Raw genomic sequence first — 17,051 nt, forward strand, 5'->3', positions numbered from 1 at the left:
TTAAATATCCAGGAACCGGACATCCTTCGCGTTCCGCTGGATGAACGACCGGCGCGCTTCCACGTCCTCACCCATGAGAACGCTGAAGAGCTCGTCGGCGGTTGCCGCGTCGTCGAGCGTGACCTGACGCAGCGTACGCGTTGCCGGGTTCATGGTGGTCTCCCAGAGTTCCGGGTAGTTCATCTCGCCCAGACCCTTGAACCGCTGGATGTCGTCCGGCTTGGCGTTGGCCTTCTTCTGCTGCCGCAACGCGATCAGTCCGTCCCGCTCCCGGTCGGAGTAGGCGTACTGGGCGTCGTCGCCCTTCTTGTTCCACTTGATCTTGTACAGCGGCGGGGCGGCCAGATAAACGTGACCCAGCTCGACCAGCGGCCGCATGAAGCGGAACAGCAGGGTCAGCAGCAGCGTCTGGATGTGCTGTCCGTCGACGTCGGCGTCGGCCATCAGCACCACCTTGTGGTACCGCAGCTTCTCCATGTCGAAGTCGTCGTGGATGCCGGTGCCCAGCGCCGTGATCAACGCCTGGACCTCGTTGTTCTTCAGCACCCGGTCGATCCGGGCCTTCTCCACGTTGAGGATCTTGCCGCGGATCGGCAGGATCGCCTGGGTACGCGGATCACGCCCCTGCTTGGCCGAGCCACCGGCGGAGTCACCCTCGACGATGAACACCTCGGACTCGCGCGGGTCGGTCGACTGGCAGTCGGCCAGCTTGCCCGGCATCGAGCCGGACTCAAGCAGCGACTTGCGCCGGGCCAGCTTGCGCGCCTGGGCGGCGGCGATCCGGGCCCGAGCGGCCTGCGATGCCTTGGTAATGATCATCTTGGCTTCGGCCGGATTCCGGTCGAACCAGTCCACCAGCCACTCGTTGCAGACCCGCAGCACGAAGCTCTTCACCGGGGTGTTGCCGAGCTTGGTCTTGGTCTGGCCCTCGAACTGAGGGTTGGCCAACTTGACCGAGATGATCGCGGCAAGCCCCTCCCGGATGTCCTCGCCGGAGAGCTTCTCGTCGCCCTTGAGGAGCTTCTTCTCCGCGCCGTACTTGTTGACCACACCGGTCAACGCGGCCCGGAAGCCCTCCTCGTGGGTACCACCCTCATGGGTGTTGATCGTGTTGGCGAAGGTGTAGACCGACTCACCGTAGGACTCGTTCCACTGCATGGCAATCTCGACCGACATGCCCTCCTCCTCGGCCCCGAACTCGACCACGGTCTTGTGGATCGGGCTCTTCGAGGCGTTCAGGTGGCGGACGAAGTCGGCGATACCGCCCTTGTAGCAGAAGGTCACCTCGCGCGGCTTGCCGTCCTCCTCCTGGACCCGCTCGTCGCGCAGCTGGATGGTGAGCCCCCGGTTGAGGAAGGCCATCTCCTGGAGCCGGCGGTAGATCGTCTCGAAGGTGAACTCGACCGTCTCAAAGATCGTCGGGTCCGGCCAGAACGACACCGAGGAGCCGCTCAGGTTGGTGGTCTCGCCCTTCTCCAGCGGCGTCGGCTTGGAGTTGTGGTACTGCTGCCGCCAGACGTTGCCGTCCTTGTGGATCTCCAGAGCCATCCGTACGGAGAGGGCGTTCACCACCGAGACGCCGACACCGTGCAGGCCGCCGGAGACCGCGTACGCCTTGCCGTCGAACTTGCCGCCGGCGTGCAGCACGGTCAGCGCCACCTCGACGCCGGGCTTCTTCAGCTTGGGGTGGATGTCGACCGGGAACCCACGGCCGTTGTCGACCACGCGTACGCCGCCGTCGGCGAGGATCGTCACCAGGATGGTGTCGCAGTATCCGGCGAGCGCCTCGTCGACCGCGTTGTCGACAACCTCCCAGACCAAGTGGTGCAGACCGCGCTCGCCGGTCGATCCGATGTACATACCGGGCCGCTTGCGGACCGCCTCCAGGCCCTCGAGCACCTGGATCGACTCGGCACCGTATTCCTGCTTGTCCTGCGCTGCCACCTTGGCCACTTTCTCGCACCATCCGGGCACCAGGGCGCGGCGGCGCGGGTTCGGCGGGCACAGCGACCTCGGCGCACGGACCGGCACCACGATTAAACTGCGGATACGGTCGAAAGCGCCGGTCGCCGCGGATGCCCGCGGATCGCGATCGGCTCAGACCCGGTGCGGACTGGTGGCACGGGCCGGCCGGCCCGCGTCGTCGCTCCACACCCTGTCCTCGTCTCTGCGTCAATCCTACTGTGCCGAGACGACAGAACCAGTACGCGGCACCCCAGCGGGCCGCCTCAGACCTCCGTAGCGGGCCGCACCCCGCCTCCCACGACTCCCCCCACACGCCAACAGTCGGATCATCGCCGCTCTCCGGCGCGACGCTCGATCCGAGAACGGATCTTGTCGGCTGGGGGGTCGCGCGAACCGCTCGCCGTGCCGTAACTTTGCGTCGCTGTCGCCGTGCCTCGGACGGCCGGTTCTGCTTGCGCTCAGGAAGGTGACGACCGATGGGGCTGGACAACGTCGCGGTGCATTGGCCGCGGACCGGCCGCTTCTACGACCCGGTGGCCCCGGCCGACTTCGTCGACTTCGGCGATCTCGCTGACGCTCCCGAGGTCGCCGCGCCGACCGCCGCGCTGGCCGGTCACATCGCCAAGACCGGAACGGTCCGCGCGACCGCCTACACCGAACTGGTCGACCTCCTGCTGGGCCTGGACGGTGTGCTCTACGCCACAGAGGCGGCCGCCGAAGACGAGGACCCGGTGATCGACCCCGACGGCTGCGCCTGGATCGCCGGCGGCCTGGAGCGCTTCGTCGACGGCCACCGCCAACACGGCGATCTGGTGACCTTCGACACGGTCGGCGCCGTACTCCGTTCGGCGCTCGCCGACGGCCGCCTCGCCGAGCAGCAGTTGCGCTGGCTGGAAAGCCGACTCGACGCGCTCCGGGACGAGTCGGGCGAGGCACCGCAGTGGAGCTTCGTACGCTCCGAACTGAGCGTGCTGGCCGGCTTCTACCGGCGCTGTGCCGACCGCGGGTTCGCCGTCTACGCCGACTCCTGATCCGGCCCCGCTCAGCCCGCGTCAGCGTCCGCCCAGTTCAGTGCGGGTACGCACCGGGTGAGGTCGATCACGAGAAGTAAACGTTTCACTACAACTCAGGCCAGTATTGCGGGTCGTCACCGAGGGTCGGTGACGAGTCGGGATCTGGTGGGTGCGTACCGCGGCCGCCTTCCAAGGGGGTCGGCACGCGACCATGCGCGCCACATTCGCTGCACTGCGCCATCGCAACTACCGGATCTGGGCCGGCGCCGGCTTCGTATCGATCATCGGCACGTGGATGCAGGTGCTCGGGGTCAACTGGTACGTGCTCCAGGCGACCGGCTCGGTCACCTCGATGGGCTGGACGATCCTGCTCCAGGCACTGCCCAGTCTGTTGCTGAGCACCTGGGGCGGTGCACTCGCCGACCGGTTACGGGCCCGCCCCCTGCTGATCGGCACCCAGGTGATGCACACCGCGCTCGCCCTCGGCCTGGCGGCCGTCGCCTGGTCACACACCGGGGGACTTCCGGTGATCTACGCGATCTCGCTGATCAGCGGCGCGGTCTCCGCCATCGAAGGCCCGGTGATGGGCCGCTGGGGTTCCACCCTGGTGGACCGGGCCACCCTCGGCAACGCGCTCGCGCTCGGCTCGCTCACCAACTCCGCCGGCCGGATCCTCGGCATGAGCGTCGGTGCCGTACTGGTCGCCGCCGCCGGTCCCGCCCCACTCTTCGTCATCAACGCGGTCAGTTTCGCCGCGGTGGTACTGGCCCTGTTCTCGATCCGGCAACGGGACCTGCACACCCCAGATGCTGCGGAGCCGGCCGACAGCAAGTCGACGGCGGCCGTGGAACCCTCCGCCGACTCGGGTGGCGTCCGGGCCGGGTTCGCGTACCTGAGAGGGCAGCGGCTGGTACTCACCATGCTCGCGCTCGCCTTCGTCCTGGGCAGCCTCGGCCGTAACTACCAGGTGACCATGGCAGCGATGAGCGACGGTCCGCTCGGCGCCGGAGCCTCGGGGTACGGCATGCTCTCCACCGTCTTCGCGATCGGTACGGTCGTCGGCGCGCTGGTGGCCGCCCAGCGTCGGGAACTCGGCTACGGCATCCTGGTCGGCGCCGGAATCCTCGCCAGTCTGCTCCAGGTCCTGGCCGGTCTGGCCCCTGGCACCTGGACCTTCGCCGCGTTCATCCTGCCGATCGCGGCGACCGCGGTCATCATCGACACCACCGTCGGCACCCGGGCCCAGTTGGACACCGCCGGGGCCATGCGCGGCCGGGTACTCGCCGCCGTCGGGGTGACCGGCTCGATCGCCGCGGCGGTTGGTGCGCCGTTGCTCGGCTGGCTCTCCGAGCACGTCGGTCCCCGACAGACGTTGGTGCTCGCCGGCGGGCTCGCGGCGGTCGCCTCGGTCACCGCCGGGGTGGCTCTCGCCCGGCAGAAACGGCAGGCGGTGGCGGTGGTGCCGGCAACCCTCGGAGCGGTCACCGTCGGACGGGCGGCGGCCCGGCTACGCGGCGCCGCCACGGTCAGCCGTATGTGTCCCGAGGGCCACGCCCCCGTACCCGTCGCGGCCCGCGTGACCACGACGGTGCGGTCGGCCCATGGATATTCAGCTTCCGAACCACGTTATGGCCGACCTCGCCGGCGATCCGTTGCAGGAGCGAACCGGCCAGCAGTCGGAGCTGGGTCGCCCACGCAGTCGACTCCGCCTCTACCGTGAGCTCGCCGTCCTCCAACTTGACCGGGCGGCTGTGCTTGGCGACGTCCGGACCGACCACCCGTTCCCAGGCACCGAAGACAGTCGCCTCCGCCGTCGGTTGCTGCCAGCCCCGGGCCTTGACCAGACGGGCCAGCACGGTGCCGAGCAGTTGCGGGTCGCGGGGGTCAGGTCCCGGACCGGAGTAGCCACGTAGTCGCCGCCGGGGTTGCCCGTCGGCGCCCTCGCCACCCGCTCCGTCCGCACCGGACCGGGTCCGCCGCTGCGGGCGGTTCGTCTCCCGGCGGGCCCGCGCCGCGTCGAGTACGGCCCGCGCCAGCTCCGGACCGCTCGGCTCCGCCGCTGGCGGCGATGCCGACTCAGCCGCCTTCGGCCTCGACTCCGGGGCCGGACCCGCGCTCTTCGGCTCTGGCTTCGGACCCTTCGCCGACTTCGGCTTCGGCCCGGCGGCCGACCTCGGTTTCGGCTCATCCACCACGGTGCACCGTCCCCTCGGAGACGGCGTACCGGGCGCCACGCAGCAGCCGTGGCACGTCGTCGTCGACTGCGCAGGTAACCAGCAGTTGGCTCGCCCCGCCGACCAGTTCCGCCAGGCGTTCCCGTCGGCCGGCGTCCAGCTCGGCGAAGACGTCGTCGAGCGCGAGCACCGGCTCGATGCCGTCGGCCCGCAACAGGTCGTACGCGGCCAGCCGCAGGGCGAGCGCGTACGACCAGGATTCACCGTGGCTGGCGTACCCCTTGGCGGGCATCGCACCGAGGGTGAGGCTCAACTCGTCCCGGTGCGGCCCGACCAGCGTGACGCCGCGCTCCACCTCGCTCGGCCGGGAGTCGGCCAACGCGGCGGCGAGCGCCGTTTCCAGCGCGGGCCGGTCCGGCAGCTCACCGGTGAGTTCGATCGACGGCCGGTACGTGATGCCGGCCGCCCCACGTCCCGCCGCCACCGCGTCGTACGCCTTGGTGACGTGCGGCGCCAGGGTGGCGACGAGTTCGAGGCGCCCGGCGAGCAGTTCCGCCCCGTGTCGGGCGAGCTGTGCGTCCCAGACGTCGAGGGTGGAGAGGTCCCCGCCCCGCGACCCACCGGTCTTGCGAGCCAGGTACGACGTACGCAGCAGGGCGTTGCGCTGTTTGACCACCCGCTCGTAGTCGGCCCGTACCCCGGCGAAGCGAGGCTGCCGGGTGACCATCAGGTCGTCCAGGTAGCGCCGCCGCTCCGCCGGATCACCCCGAATCAGTTCCAGGTCCTCGGGGGCGAAAAGCACCAACCGCAGCGCGCCGAGCACGTCGCGGGCCCGGCGCGCGGGAGATCGTCCGAGCCGGGCCCGGTTGGCCTTGCCCGGCACGATCTCCAGCTCGACCAGGAGCTCCCGGCCGTCGTGCACGATCGCGCAGCGAAGCACGGCCGAGCCGGCTCCGAACCGGACCAGTGGCGCGTCCGTGGCGACCCGGTGACTGCCCAGGGTCGCCACGTAGCCCAGCGCCTCGATCAGGTTGGTCTTGCCGACCCCGTTGGCGCCGACGAAGACGTTTCCGCCCGGCTCGAGATCCAGCTCGACCCGCTCGTACGAGCGGAAGTTGACCAGCTCGAGCCGGCGGACGTACACCGGTTGCTAGTTCTTGTGGATGGCGTGGCCGCCGAACTGGTTGCGCAGCGCGGCCACCGCCTTGATCGCCGGTGAGTCGTCCTGACGGGACACGAAACGGGCGAAGAGCGAGGCGGCGATGACGTTCATCGGCACCGCGAGCCGGATCCCCTCCTCGACCGTCCAGCGTCCCTCGCCGGTGTCGTCGGCGTAGCCGCGCAGGCTGGACAGCTCCGGGTCCTCGTCGAGCGCGCGGTCGAGCAGGTCGAGCAGCCACGAGCGGACCACGGTCCCCTCCCGCCACGACTTGATCACGCCGGGTACGTTCGTCACCAGCTCGGAGGCGGCCATCAGTTCGTAGCCCTCGGCGTACGCGTGCATCAGGCCGTACTCGATGCCGTTGTGGACCATCTTCGAGTAGTGACCGGCACCGACGGGGCCGGCGTGCACGAACCCGAACTCGCCGGCCGGCTTGAGCGCCTCGAAGATCGGCATGAGCCGTTCGACGTGCTCGTTCGAGCCGCCGACCATCAGGGCGTAGCCGTTCTGCCGGCCCCACACCCCGCCCGAGACGCCGACGTCGACGTAGCCGATGCCGAACCGGTCCAGCTTCTCCGCGCGCGGTGCGTCGTCGCTGAACCGCGAGTTGCCACCGTCGATCACAATGTCGCCGGCGGCGAGCACACCCGAGAGCTCGTCGATGGTGGCTTCGGTGACCGCAGCCGGCACCATCACCCAGACGACCCGAGGTGCGGCCAACTTCTCGGCCAGCTCGGTAAGGCTGGACACATCGGTGACCCCGGGGTCACGGTCGAAACCGACCACCTCGTGTCCGGCGGCGCGCAGGCGTTCGCGCATGTTGCCGCCCATCCGGCCGAGTCCAACTAGGCCGATTTGCATTTCCGTTTCCCCTTTTGTTACGGCTTGCCGGTTTGGGTCATCGTGTAACCCGGATCGGCATGATCAGATAGCGGTAGCCGGGGATGATCTCCCCGTCCTCCCCGCAAGGGGAGATCACCGCGGGCTTGAAGGCGTCGACGAAGGAGAAGAGCGCCGTCGCGGCGCCCAGATTCTGCAACCCGTCGATCAGGTATCCGGGGTTGAACCCGATGGTCAGCGCCTCCCCGGTGAAGGTCGCCTCCATCGCCTCACTCGCCCGCGCGTCCTCGGTGCCACCGGCCTCGACCACCAGGCCGTCGGAGCTGAAGCTCAACAGCACCGGAGTGGTCCGCTCGGCGACCAGCGACACCCGCTTGACGACCTCGATCAGCGTGCTGACCGCCACCCGGGCCTCGGCGTTGTGGCTGCTCGGGAAGAGCGAGCGGACCGGCGGGTAGTTGGCGCCGTCGAGCAGACGGCTGGTGGTACGCCGGGTGCCGCCGGCAAAACCGATCATGCCTTCGCCGGCAGCGCCCTGGGCCAGGGCCATGGTCACGTGGCCACCGATCGGGCCGAGCGTCTTGGCGGTGTCGTGCAGGGTCTTCGCCGGTACCAGGGCGTTCAGGCTGATCTCCGGATCGTCCGGCTGCCACTGCATCTCGCGCAGCGCCAGACGGTACCGGTCGGTCGCCAGCATCGCGAGGGTGCTGCCGTTCAGCTCGATCCGTACGCCGGTCATCATCGGCAGGGTCTCGTCCCGCCCGGCCGCGATCGCGACCTGGCCGACCGCGGCCGCGAACGCGGCAGCATCGATCGTGCCGGCGCTGGCGGGCATCTCGGGCAGGGTCGGGTAGTCCTCGACCGGCATCGTCGGCAGGGTGAACCGGGCGCTTCCGCAGACCAGCTCCAGGTGCGAGCCGACGGCCGCGATGTCCACCGGCTTGGCCGGCAGTGCCTTGGTGATCTCGGCGAGCAGACGCCCGGAGACGAGTGCCGCGCCGTCCGCGTCGGCCTGCACCTCCACGGTCACCTGGCTGGAGACCTCGTAGTCGAAGCCAGAGACGTGCAGGCTGCCCTCGGCGACCCGCAGTAGCACTCCGGCAAGAACCGGCACCGATGGCCGGCTTGGCAGACTCTTGGCCGTCCAGGCCACGGCGTCGGCGAGCGCGTCGCGCTCCACTCGGAACTTCATGCCATTGCCTCCGCGTCGACGTCAGCGACCACTGTCTCATGCCGGGTGCCGCCTGCCCGCCCGGCCAACCGTGCGGATCCCCATCGCACCTTAGGCCGCGATGCTGTCGGCTGTGCGTCCGACCCCGGTGTTCCGGTTCCCGATGCCGATCTTCGGTGAGGTCGAACAGCTGAATCCACAGAATGCCCAACGGTGATGATTGGTTTTTGTTGTCTTAGAGATAAAACTCATCGTCTTCATCGGTGTTGTGCAAACTGTGGATGAGCAGCGTTTGAGCAGGCCAGAGCATTATCCACCGGTGGGTTCGCTGTGGAAACCCTGGGGTAAAACCCGGCCCGAGATCCACAGCCGGTCGTTCGCTCACAGTTGTCCACGGTTATCCACCGGTTGTCCACCGGTTCTCCACCGGGTTTCTCCCCAGGGATGGGGACAGCCGATTCCGTATCGATCATCACCGTCCCCAGAACCTTCAACAGGCGATCCACAGCGGGACGGCACCCGTGGATAACTCGACTACGGAGCGTGTCTGTCCACAGCGGTTTCCCCAGAAGTTGTCCACAGGTTGTGGACCGTGGGGATGGTTGCCACTACGGGTTGTCCACCGACGGTGGATAACCGGGTGTGGACAACCTGTGGGGATCGGCGGCCGCCGGTCGTCCGTACCCACCCCGGACGGTGTCGAACCGCCGTCCGACGGGACGGATCAGGTCGCGGGCAGGTGGGTCGGCGGCGGGCCCGCCCCGGGGACGGCACGAAAAAACTCGGGTACGGCGCGCGTGGTCGCCGTACCCGAGTGGGGATTTCCGTACGAGTGGGTCGCCGTGAGCCGACGTTCGGCCCACCCGCGATGGATCAGGTGTTCTGCTTGATCCGGTTGGTCAGCTCGGCGATCTGGTTGTAGAGCGACCGGCGCTCGGCCATCTGCTGTCGGATCTTGCGGTCGGCGTGCATGACCGTGGTGTGGTCCCGCCCACCGAAGGCCTGCCCGATCCGGGGCAGTGACAGCTCGGTCAGCTCGCGACACAGGTACATGGCGACCTGGCGGGCGTTGACCAGCACCCGGGACCGGGACTGGCCCCGCAGGTCCTCCAGGCTGACCCCGAAGTAGTCGGCGGTGGAGACCATGATCTGGTCGGCGTTGATCTCGGGGCCGGAGCCGTCCGGAATGAAGTCCCGCAGGACCTCCTCGGCCAACGACAACTCGACCGTCGCCCGGGTGAGGCTGGCGAAGGCGGTCACCCGGATCAGGGCGCCCTCCAGTTCCCGGATCGAGTTGGAGACCCGCGACGCGATGAACTCCAGTACGTCCGGCGGGGCGTACATCCGTTCCTGAGCGGCCTTCTTCTGCAGGATCGCGATCCGCGTCTCCAGGTCCGGCGGCTGGATGTCGGCGAGCAGCCCCCACTCGAACCGGGTCCGCATCCGGTCCTCCAGCGTGGCGAGGTCCCGGGGCGAGCGGTCGGAGCTGATGACGATCTGCTTGTTCGCGTTGTGCAGCGTGTTGAAGGTGTGGAAGAACTCCTCCTGGGTCCGCTCGCGGTTCTCCAGGAACTGGATGTCGTCGATCAGCAGGATGTCGACGTCCCGGTAGCGACGCTGGAACGCGCTGGTCTTGTCGTCGCGCAGGGAGTTGATGAAGTCGTTGGTGAACTCTTCGGTGGAGACGTACCGCACCGAGCGGGCGTTGCCCAGCGTGGTCGCGTAGTGCCCGATCGCGTGCAGCAGGTGGGTCTTGCCCAGTCCCGAGCTGCCGTAGATGAAGAGCGGGTTGTACGCCTTGGCCGGTGACTCGGCGACCGCCACCGAGGCCGCGTGCGCGAACCGGTTCGACGATCCGATGACGAAGGTCTCGAACATGTACTTCGGGTTGAGCCGATTCCCGCCGCTGTTCGCGTTCTCCATCCCGCCGCCCAGCCGGCGGTCGTCCCGTACCCCGGGACGGTGGTCAATCGGTGCGCTGCCCCGGCCCGGACCGCTGTCCGTCCCGTTGTCGCGGGGCAGTCCACGCGGACCGATGTCGCCGCCCCCGACGTCGTTGCGGTAGCGCTGCTCGATCTGCCGGGGGTCCAGACCCAGCGGACTGCCGCCGAGCCGGTCGGTGCCCCGGTCGTCCAGGTTGCGCCGCTCCTGTTGCGGCGCCGGTGGCCGTCCGGGGTCGGCGTAGGCCGCGTCCGGATAGCTCTGGTCGGCGTACGACTGCTCCGGGTAACCCGCGCCGAAGAGGGTGTCCTGGCCGCCGTCACGGCTGCTCGGAATCAGGCCCATCCGGGCCGGGTCGACCGGCGCGGCGGGGAACTGGGCGGAGCCGGTCGGTACGCGTTCGCCGTGGTCCGGTGGCGGGCCGCTGTCGCGCGGCCCCTCCGACGCCGGCCCCGACGGGTAGCCGCCCGGTGTCGGGGTGGGCGGGTAGCCGCCGCCCTGCGCCGGGCCGGGTCCGTAACCACCCGGACCGGGATTGGGGGAACTGCCGTAGAGGGTGCCGGTGGGGCGCCCCTGGCTGTCCTCGGGAGGCCGGACCGTCACCGCTACCTGGATGGCCCGACCGAGATGGCGGGAGAGGGCGTCGGTGATGGCCGGCCGGAGGCGGGACTCGATCACGTCACGGGTGAAGGCGTCCGGCACCGAGAGCAGTGCGGTGTCCTCGACGATGGCGCGCAGGCGGGTCAGGCGGAGGTAGGCACGCTGCTGTGCTGAAATGATCTCGTCCGCGAGATCATCGGTCGCGGCCAGCCATACCGCGGCAAGGTCGATCGTGTCGGCCACCGTCGCGCCACCCCCATCGCCTCTGCGTTCCCGGCCGCCGCTGCTGCCTTGCCAGTCGACCGTTCCGGGCCTGCCACCGCTTCCGAACAGGCACGACCTGGCATGCCTCGGCGGCTGATAGAACCGTCGTCCACAAGTTATCCACAACCTGTGTATCGACTGATTGTGGCTCCCCGCCGGACCCCTGCCCGACCTGCCCCCGGCCGAATCAGTGCTGACGCGGGTTCACCTGTCGAACGATCGACCAGCTTGTCCAGTTTTGCCCAGCAGCGGCAACTCAGCCCCCTGACGCTGACCGGCAAACGGGCACGCTAACAGCGTTCTCCACAACGCTTCAACCGTCGAACCGGTGCGGGCCCTCCGGAGATCGGTAAAACTACCCCTTCGGGCATCGACGTCCCTTGCTGACCGATTCCTCGGGGGCCGCGCGTGATGTTTGACGGTCATTGCGGCCCTGCGTAGGCTCTAACGGCTGCTCTCTCGCCCTCTGCTAGGGTGATGGGTGCTTGCTGTCCGCGGTCGCTACCCCGCGTCACGCCGGTCCGTGCACCACCGGGCAGCATCGACCATAGGCCACCCGTCTGGCGGCCGATGGCGGTCCACCACCCGACCCCGTAGTCGACCGACCGGGGCTCGTACGAAGACGGAGAGCCTGACGTGAGCAAGCGCACCTACCAGCCGAACAACCGCCGGCGCGCGAAGACCCACGGCTTCCGGCTGCGCATGCGTACCCGCGCCGGCCGCGCCATCCTTTCGACCCGACGCGCCAAGGGCCGTGACCGTCTGTCGGCCTGAAAGCCGACGGGCCGGTCCGGGATGTAGACGTCAGTGCTGGCGGCCGCGCAGCGACTGCGGCGTAGCGGCGAGTTCGCCGTAGCGGTCCGCGCTGGACGACGTGCCGGCCGGGGTGCCGTTGTCGTGCACCTGGATCTGCCACCCGAATCAGCAACGCCAGAGCCGGCGCGTCCGGTCGGCGCGGAGCCAGTCTCCGCGCCGGCCCGCGCCGGCTTTGTCGTCTCCAAGGCGGTCGGCCCGGCTGTTGTCCGGAACAAGGTGCGGCGCCGGCTGCGGCACCTGGTCCGGGAACGATTGGCCGACCTGCCAGCCGGTGCGACCCTCGTTGTACGAGCGCTGCCCGCCGCCGCCGACCAGCCGTACGAGCGGCTCGCCGCCGACCTGGACGCGGCGATCACCGCGGCACGTCGTCCCCGTCGCCCCGCCCGGCGGTCCGGATGAGCAAGGTCACCGGCCGGTCCCGGCCCGCCACACTCGGTGCCCGCGTGCTGGCAGGAGCCATCGTCGCGTACCGTCGTTGGATAAGCCCGGCGCTGCCGGCCCGCTGTCGGTTCTACCCGTCGTGCAGCGCATACGCCCTCGAGGCGGTGACGCGGCACGGTGCCCTCCGGGGAACCGGCCTCGCGGTCTGGCGGCTGTCGCGCTGCCACCCTTTCCACCCTGGTGGATATGACCCGGTGCCGGAGCCGGGCGGCCGCCGACATGCCGATGTGACTGGAGCCCCGAATTGAGTCTCGACTGGATCTACTGGGCGATCTCGTGGATCCTGCTGATCTGGCACTCCGCGTGGGACGCGATCGGGGTGCCGGCGACAGCTGCCCTCGGTACGAACTGGGCCTGGATCCTCTCGATCATTTTCCTGGTGATCACCGTCCGGGTGATCCTCTTCCCGGTCTTCGTCAAGCAGATCAAGTCGCAGCGGGCCATGCAAGCTCTCGCGCCTCAGATCAAGGCGTTGCAGGAGAAGCACAAGGGTGACCGGGAGACGCTCCAGAAGGAAACCATGGAGCTGTACCGGAAGGAGAAGGCCAACCCGCTGATGGGTTGCCTTCCGATGTTCCTGCAGATCCCGGTCTTCCTCGGACTCTTCCACGTACTCCGCCGGCTCAGCCCGGACAACCCCCAGCCGACGATCTACGGCTGGAGCCTGGACCAGTTCACCAGCGCGTCCAACGCCAAGCTCTTCACCGCCCCGATCTCGGGCCGGTTCGGATCGACCGCGGCGCAACTGAACGAGCTTGGCGCCAACCCGACCACGGTGAAGATCATCGCGGGCGTCCTGGTCCTCATCATGATGGCGACCACCTACCTGACCAGCCGTCAGATGATCCTCAAGACCGGCTGGGCGCAGGACCCGCAGCAGCGAATGATCCAGCGGTTGATGCTCTACGGCATCCCGGCCTCGCTGCTCATCTCCGGCTCGATCTTCCCGATCGGCGTGATCATCTACTGGGTCACCAACAACCTCTTCACCCTCGGGCAGCAGCAGTGGGTGCTGCGGAAGTACCCGCCGCCGCCCACCGCCAACCTGCCCGGCCTGCCGGGCTCCGCCCGTACCGGGACCGGCGGTCGCCCGACCACCGGCGGCAAGGCAACCGCGCCGGCGGCGAAGCCGAGCGGACTGTTCGGCCGTACCAAGGCCAACGGCGCCCAGCCGGCGGCGAAGCCCGCGATCGACACCAAGGCCCTCGCGCCCAAGCCGGGCGCCAAGCCGGTGAATCCGAAGAAGGGCCGTCCGGCCAACAAGCGTCAGGGTTGAGCTACCGGGCTGCCGGCGGTTGGTGCCGCCGGCAGCCCGTAGGAATCTGGAGTCCAGGCAGCCGCCAGCGCGCCCGGCGCCGGATCCGGATTCCGCCGCGCACCGCCGCGGTTGCGGGCGAGACTGCCCGAGAAGACGTGCCCGTGGCACTCGGCGACCTCCCGCCGGGCCCGGGAACCAGCGGACCGAACAGGTCCGGCCGAGCGAGTACGGAGATGAGACCGTGACCGACACCAGCATTCCGCGCGCAGAGCAGACCCTCACTGAGGAGACCGACCCGATCGCGGTCGACACGCAACTCGATTCCGACGATGTCGACGACGACGACGACGACGCGGTCGAGGCGCAGCCGGGGAGCGCCAAGACCGCGACCGGCGCCAGTGACGCCGACCTGTTCCGGCAGAGCGAGATCGCCGCGGACTATGTCGAAGGACTGCTGGACATCCTCGACTACGACGGTGACATCGACGAGCTGGTGTCGGCCGGTCGTCCGATGGTCGAGGTGGTCGGTGGTCGGCTGCAGCCGCTGGTCGGCCAGCGGGGTGCGACGCTCGAAGCGCTCCAGGAGCTGACCCGACTCGCGGTGTTCCGTCAGACCGGTACGCCGAGCCGGTTGCTGCTCGACGTCGGCGGCTACCGGGCCAACCGGCGCAAGGAACTTGCCGCGGTCGCGAAGAACGCGGTGGAGAAGGTCAAGGAGCACGGCGAGCCGGTACGGCTCGAGCCGATGTCCGCCTTCGAGCGCAAGTGCGTGCACGACGTGGTCAACGCGCTCAGCGGTGTCGAGAGCGAATCCGAGGGCGTCGAGCCGAACCGTCGCATCATCGTCCGCCCGGTCGGCTGACCCAGCGATGACGTATGACCCTGCGGCTCACGCCGCCGCCGGCCCGGGTGGTGTCACACCGCCCGGGCCGTCCCCTTTCTCCGCGCCGTACGACTCGGACCGCCGTTCGGACCAGGTGGACCCTGTGGTGCCGCTTCCCGAGGAGCTCTCCGAGGCGGCGCACACGCTCTTCGGTGACCGGCTCGACCTGGCGACGACGTACGCCGAACTGCTTGCCACCGACGGGGTGCTCCGTGGGCTGATCGGCCCCCGTGAGGCGCCTCGGATCTGGGACCGACACCTGCTCAACTGTGCGGCTCTGGCTGAGCTGATTCCGGTCGACTGCTCGGTGGTGGACGTCGGGTCGGGCGCTGGCCTGCCCGGCATCGTGCTCGCCATCGCACGGCCGGACCTGTCGGTCGTACTCGTCGAGCCGCTGGCTCGACGGACCGCTTTCCTGACCGAGACGGTTACCGCCCTCGGCCTGGATGACTCGGTGGCGGTGGTCCGGGGTCGGGCAGAGGAGTTGGCCGCGGGTGGACCCGGCGGTGAGATGTTGCCGGCGGAGATCGTGACCGCCCGGGCGGTGGCGCCGCTCGACCGGCTTGCTGGTTGGTGCCTGCCGCTCGTGGCGGTCGGAGGACGACTGCTGGCGATGAAGGGCGCGTCCGCCGCCGACGAGGTCGCGGAGTACGGCCGGGCGGTCGCCCGACTCGGAGGTGGGTCGCCGGTGGTCAGGCAGTGCGGCGTGGGTCTGGTCGAGCCGGCAACGACGGTGGTGGAGATCGTGCGCGAGCGGGCACTCGGAGGGTCCGGCTCGCGAGCGACCCGGGCTTCGCGTCGGGCGGCTACCCGGGCCGATTCCGAACGCCGTGGTGGTGGGCGTACGCAACGCCGCTGATGTCGGCCTGGCCTGGCACGTGCGCACGCACCTCGTTCGGCAAGGTGTATTTGTCGGCCACCCCGGTTGACCTTGTCGGGAGCCATGGCCTCGTTGGCCCATCAGCCGTAGGCTGGCCGCGCGTCGATAGTGTGACCGGGTGGCGGCCGACCGGCCCTGTGGGCCACTGCCGGTTCCTGCCGGGCCGTAGGCTACAACCCGGAAGTGCGCAGGTGTGGGCGCTGGCGGTGCCGACCCGTCCGAAGCTGGCAGGGATGACACGGTGCATGACAACGGTAGGTATGACGATCAAGGGATAACCGACCCCCGGAGCTATCGCTCGGATGGCACCGATGTTTCACGTGAAACCGAATACGAGGGTTGGTCGGCGGGGAGCCGGAGTCGCTCCCCGCATTCGGCCACCCCGAGCCCGGCTCCAGGTGAGGAGTACGGCCTACCGCGACGGCAGGTCGAACCCACGAGCCGGCCGGCGGGACGCGAACCATCGGGCCAGCCGACCGCGACCCAGCGGCCGGAACAGCCGAGCGTCGAACGGCTCGACCCGCCGCGGCAGCCACCCGCCGTACCCGCACAGCCCGTTCCGGTGCCGGCCGCCCCGGTGTACCAGTCGACGAACGTGAGCGGCCCGGTCGTGCCATCGGCCACCGGGACGCCGGCCGAGCAAGCGGACCTCCTGGAGGTCGCTTCGGTAGACACGCCCTCGTCCACCGTCGGGCCCTTCCAGGAGGATCCGAGCGGGGACGCGTACGTTTCACGTGAAACCACGTCTCGGGAAGAGGATGATCCCCCGTTGGCTATGGAGGCAATGCGCGCCGTGCAAATCCTGAACCCGAGCGGCGAGGTGAACATGCCTCGCCCCACCCGGACGAGGATCATGTGTGTCGCGAACCAGAAGGGCGGCGTGGGTAAAACCACGACCACGGTCAACCTGGCGGTCGCGCTCGCGCTGCACGGCAACCGCGTCCTGGTGGTCGACCTCGACCCACAGGGAAACGCCTCGACCGGGTTGAACGTCCCACACCATGCCGGTGTCCCCGACGTCTACGACTGCCTGATCGAGAATGTTCCCCTCGCGGAGGTGGCCCAGGCGGTCGAGGGCATCCCGAACCTCTGGTGTGTCCCGGCGACCATCGACCTTGCCGGCGCCGAGATCGAACTGGTCTCGGTCGTGGCCCGAGAGTCCCGGTTGGGGCGTGCCATCGCCGCCTACCCCGGCCAGTTCGACTACGTTTTCATCGACTGCCCGCCCTCACTGGGTCTGCTGACGGTCAACGCGTTGGTGGCGGCCCAGGAGGTGCTGATCCCGATCCAGTGCGAGTACTACGCGCTGGAGGGGCTCAACCAGCTCATCAACAACATCAACCTGGTCAAGCAGCACCTGAATCCGACCCTCGATGTTTCGACCATCCTGCTCACGATGTACGACCGGCGTACCCGGCTGGCGGACGCCGTGGAGCAGGATGTCCGGAACCACTTTGGGGACAAGGTGCTCCAGGCGGTCATCCCTCGCAACGTACGGGTTTCCGAGGCTCCGAGTTACGGTCAGTCGGTGATGACTTACGATCCCGGTTCGCGGGGCGCCACGAGCTACTTCGAGGCGGCTCAGGAGATCGCGGAACGTGGGGTCAAGGACCCCGTCGCCCGGAATGCATAGGTCGGTTGAT

14 protein-coding genes and 1 pseudogene are annotated in these 17,051 nt (G+C 69.0%); 9 read left to right on the top strand and 6 right to left on the bottom strand.

Going from position 1 to position 17,051, the window contains the following annotated elements; genetic code table 11:
• Entirely contained in the window at window positions 1-1,944 is a 1,944-nt protein-coding gene (gene gyrB, locus BDK92_RS17925; protein WP_121162350.1) for a DNA topoisomerase (ATP-hydrolyzing) subunit B, read from the bottom strand.
• A 497-nt stretch (window positions 1,945-2,441) separates the two neighbouring features.
• On the opposite strand from gyrB, the gene BDK92_RS17930 reads away from it, so the two are divergent.
• Together BDK92_RS17930 and BDK92_RS17935 are read left to right on the top strand one after the other, a co-directional pair.
• Window positions 2,442-2,996 carry a hypothetical protein gene (locus BDK92_RS17930; RefSeq protein WP_121157741.1) on the top strand — a complete coding sequence of 185 codons (555 nt, stop codon included), beginning with the start codon at window positions 2,442-2,444 and terminating at the stop codon, window positions 2,994-2,996.
• Between the two features lie 193 nt (window positions 2,997-3,189).
• Window positions 3,190-4,416: pseudogene (locus BDK92_RS17935) on the top strand (MFS transporter); the annotation flags it as partial.
• 88 nt (window positions 4,417-4,504) lie between these two features.
• Here the strand turns inward: BDK92_RS17935 and BDK92_RS40375 are convergent.
• From BDK92_RS40375 to dnaA, 5 genes are all read right to left on the bottom strand, one after another.
• Window positions 4,505-5,170: a DciA family protein gene (locus BDK92_RS40375; RefSeq protein ID WP_121162351.1), complete on the bottom strand. Its 666-nt coding sequence runs from the start codon at window positions 5,168-5,170 to the stop codon at window positions 4,505-4,507.
• Complete coding sequence (gene recF, locus BDK92_RS17945) at window positions 5,163-6,296, bottom strand: DNA replication/repair protein RecF (protein ID WP_121157742.1); 1,134 nt, start codon at window positions 6,294-6,296, stop codon at window positions 5,163-5,165. Before recF ends, BDK92_RS40375 begins: the two co-directional genes overlap by 8 nt.
• 6 nt (window positions 6,297-6,302) lie before the next feature.
• Window positions 6,303-7,175 (bottom strand): phosphogluconate dehydrogenase (NAD(+)-dependent, decarboxylating), encoded by an 873-nt coding sequence (gene gnd / locus BDK92_RS17950; RefSeq protein ID WP_121157743.1) that lies wholly within the window; start codon window positions 7,173-7,175, stop codon window positions 6,303-6,305.
• Between the two features lie 37 nt (window positions 7,176-7,212).
• Window positions 7,213-8,346: a DNA polymerase III subunit beta gene (gene dnaN / locus BDK92_RS17955; protein WP_121157744.1), complete on the bottom strand. Its 1,134-nt coding sequence runs from the start codon at window positions 8,344-8,346 to the stop codon at window positions 7,213-7,215.
• 852 nt (window positions 8,347-9,198) lie between these two features.
• Entirely contained in the window at window positions 9,199-11,109 is a 1,911-nt protein-coding gene (dnaA, locus tag BDK92_RS17960; protein ID WP_121157745.1) for a chromosomal replication initiator protein DnaA, read from the bottom strand.
• A 657-nt stretch (window positions 11,110-11,766) separates the two neighbouring features.
• Here dnaA and rpmH point away from each other — a divergent pair.
• The 7 genes from rpmH to BDK92_RS38445 all read left to right on the top strand — a co-directional run bounded on the left by rpmH (window position 11,767) and on the right by BDK92_RS38445 (window position 17,041).
• Window positions 11,767-11,904 carry a 50S ribosomal protein L34 gene (rpmH, locus tag BDK92_RS17965; RefSeq protein ID WP_091249168.1) on the top strand — a complete coding sequence of 46 codons (138 nt, stop codon included), beginning with the start codon at window positions 11,767-11,769 and terminating at the stop codon, window positions 11,902-11,904.
• 33 nt (window positions 11,905-11,937) lie between these two features.
• Window positions 11,938-12,345, top strand: a complete 408-nt coding sequence (gene rnpA / locus BDK92_RS17970) for a ribonuclease P protein component (protein ID WP_121157746.1) — start codon at window positions 11,938-11,940, stop codon at window positions 12,343-12,345.
• Complete coding sequence (gene yidD / locus BDK92_RS17975) at window positions 12,342-12,635, top strand: membrane protein insertion efficiency factor YidD (protein WP_121157747.1); 294 nt, start codon at window positions 12,342-12,344, stop codon at window positions 12,633-12,635. The genes rnpA and yidD overlap by 4 nt, the downstream gene beginning before the upstream one ends.
• Window positions 12,632-13,663 carry a membrane protein insertase YidC gene (gene yidC / locus BDK92_RS17980; protein WP_121157748.1) on the top strand — a complete coding sequence of 344 codons (1,032 nt, stop codon included), beginning with the start codon at window positions 12,632-12,634 and terminating at the stop codon, window positions 13,661-13,663. The genes yidD and yidC overlap by 4 nt, the downstream gene beginning before the upstream one ends.
• Before the next feature lie 223 nt (window positions 13,664-13,886).
• Window positions 13,887-14,507: a Jag family protein gene (locus tag BDK92_RS17985; protein WP_121157749.1), complete on the top strand. Its 621-nt coding sequence runs from the start codon at window positions 13,887-13,889 to the stop codon at window positions 14,505-14,507.
• A 7-nt stretch (window positions 14,508-14,514) separates the two neighbouring features.
• Window positions 14,515-15,387, top strand: a complete 873-nt coding sequence (gene rsmG / locus BDK92_RS17990; RefSeq protein ID WP_121157750.1) for a 16S rRNA (guanine(527)-N(7))-methyltransferase RsmG — start codon at window positions 14,515-14,517, stop codon at window positions 15,385-15,387.
• Between the two features lie 262 nt (window positions 15,388-15,649).
• Complete coding sequence (locus BDK92_RS38445) at window positions 15,650-17,041, top strand: ParA family protein (RefSeq protein ID WP_121157751.1); 1,392 nt, start codon at window positions 15,650-15,652, stop codon at window positions 17,039-17,041.
• Window positions 17,042-17,051 lie beyond the last annotated feature (10 nt).

The sequence above is a fragment of the Micromonospora pisi genome, assembly GCF_003633685.1.
Lineage (GTDB): Bacteria > Actinomycetota > Actinomycetes > Mycobacteriales > Micromonosporaceae > Micromonospora_G > Micromonospora_G pisi.

Excerpts from the sequence above, each read along its gene's own strand:
- BDK92_RS17930 (WP_121157741.1), top strand. The coding sequence starts at position 2,442 with ATGGGGCTGGACAACGTCGCGGTGCATTGGCCGCGGACCGGCCGCTTC.
- gnd (WP_121157743.1), bottom strand. The coding sequence starts at position 7,175 with ATGCAAATCGGCCTAGTTGGACTCGGCCGGATGGGCGGCAACATGCGC.
- dnaN (WP_121157744.1), bottom strand. The coding sequence starts at position 8,346 with ATGAAGTTCCGAGTGGAGCGCGACGCGCTCGCCGACGCCGTGGCCTGG.
- yidD (WP_121157747.1), top strand. The coding sequence starts at position 12,342 with ATGAGCAAGGTCACCGGCCGGTCCCGGCCCGCCACACTCGGTGCCCGC.
- rsmG (WP_121157750.1), top strand. The coding sequence starts at position 14,515 with ATGACGTATGACCCTGCGGCTCACGCCGCCGCCGGCCCGGGTGGTGTC.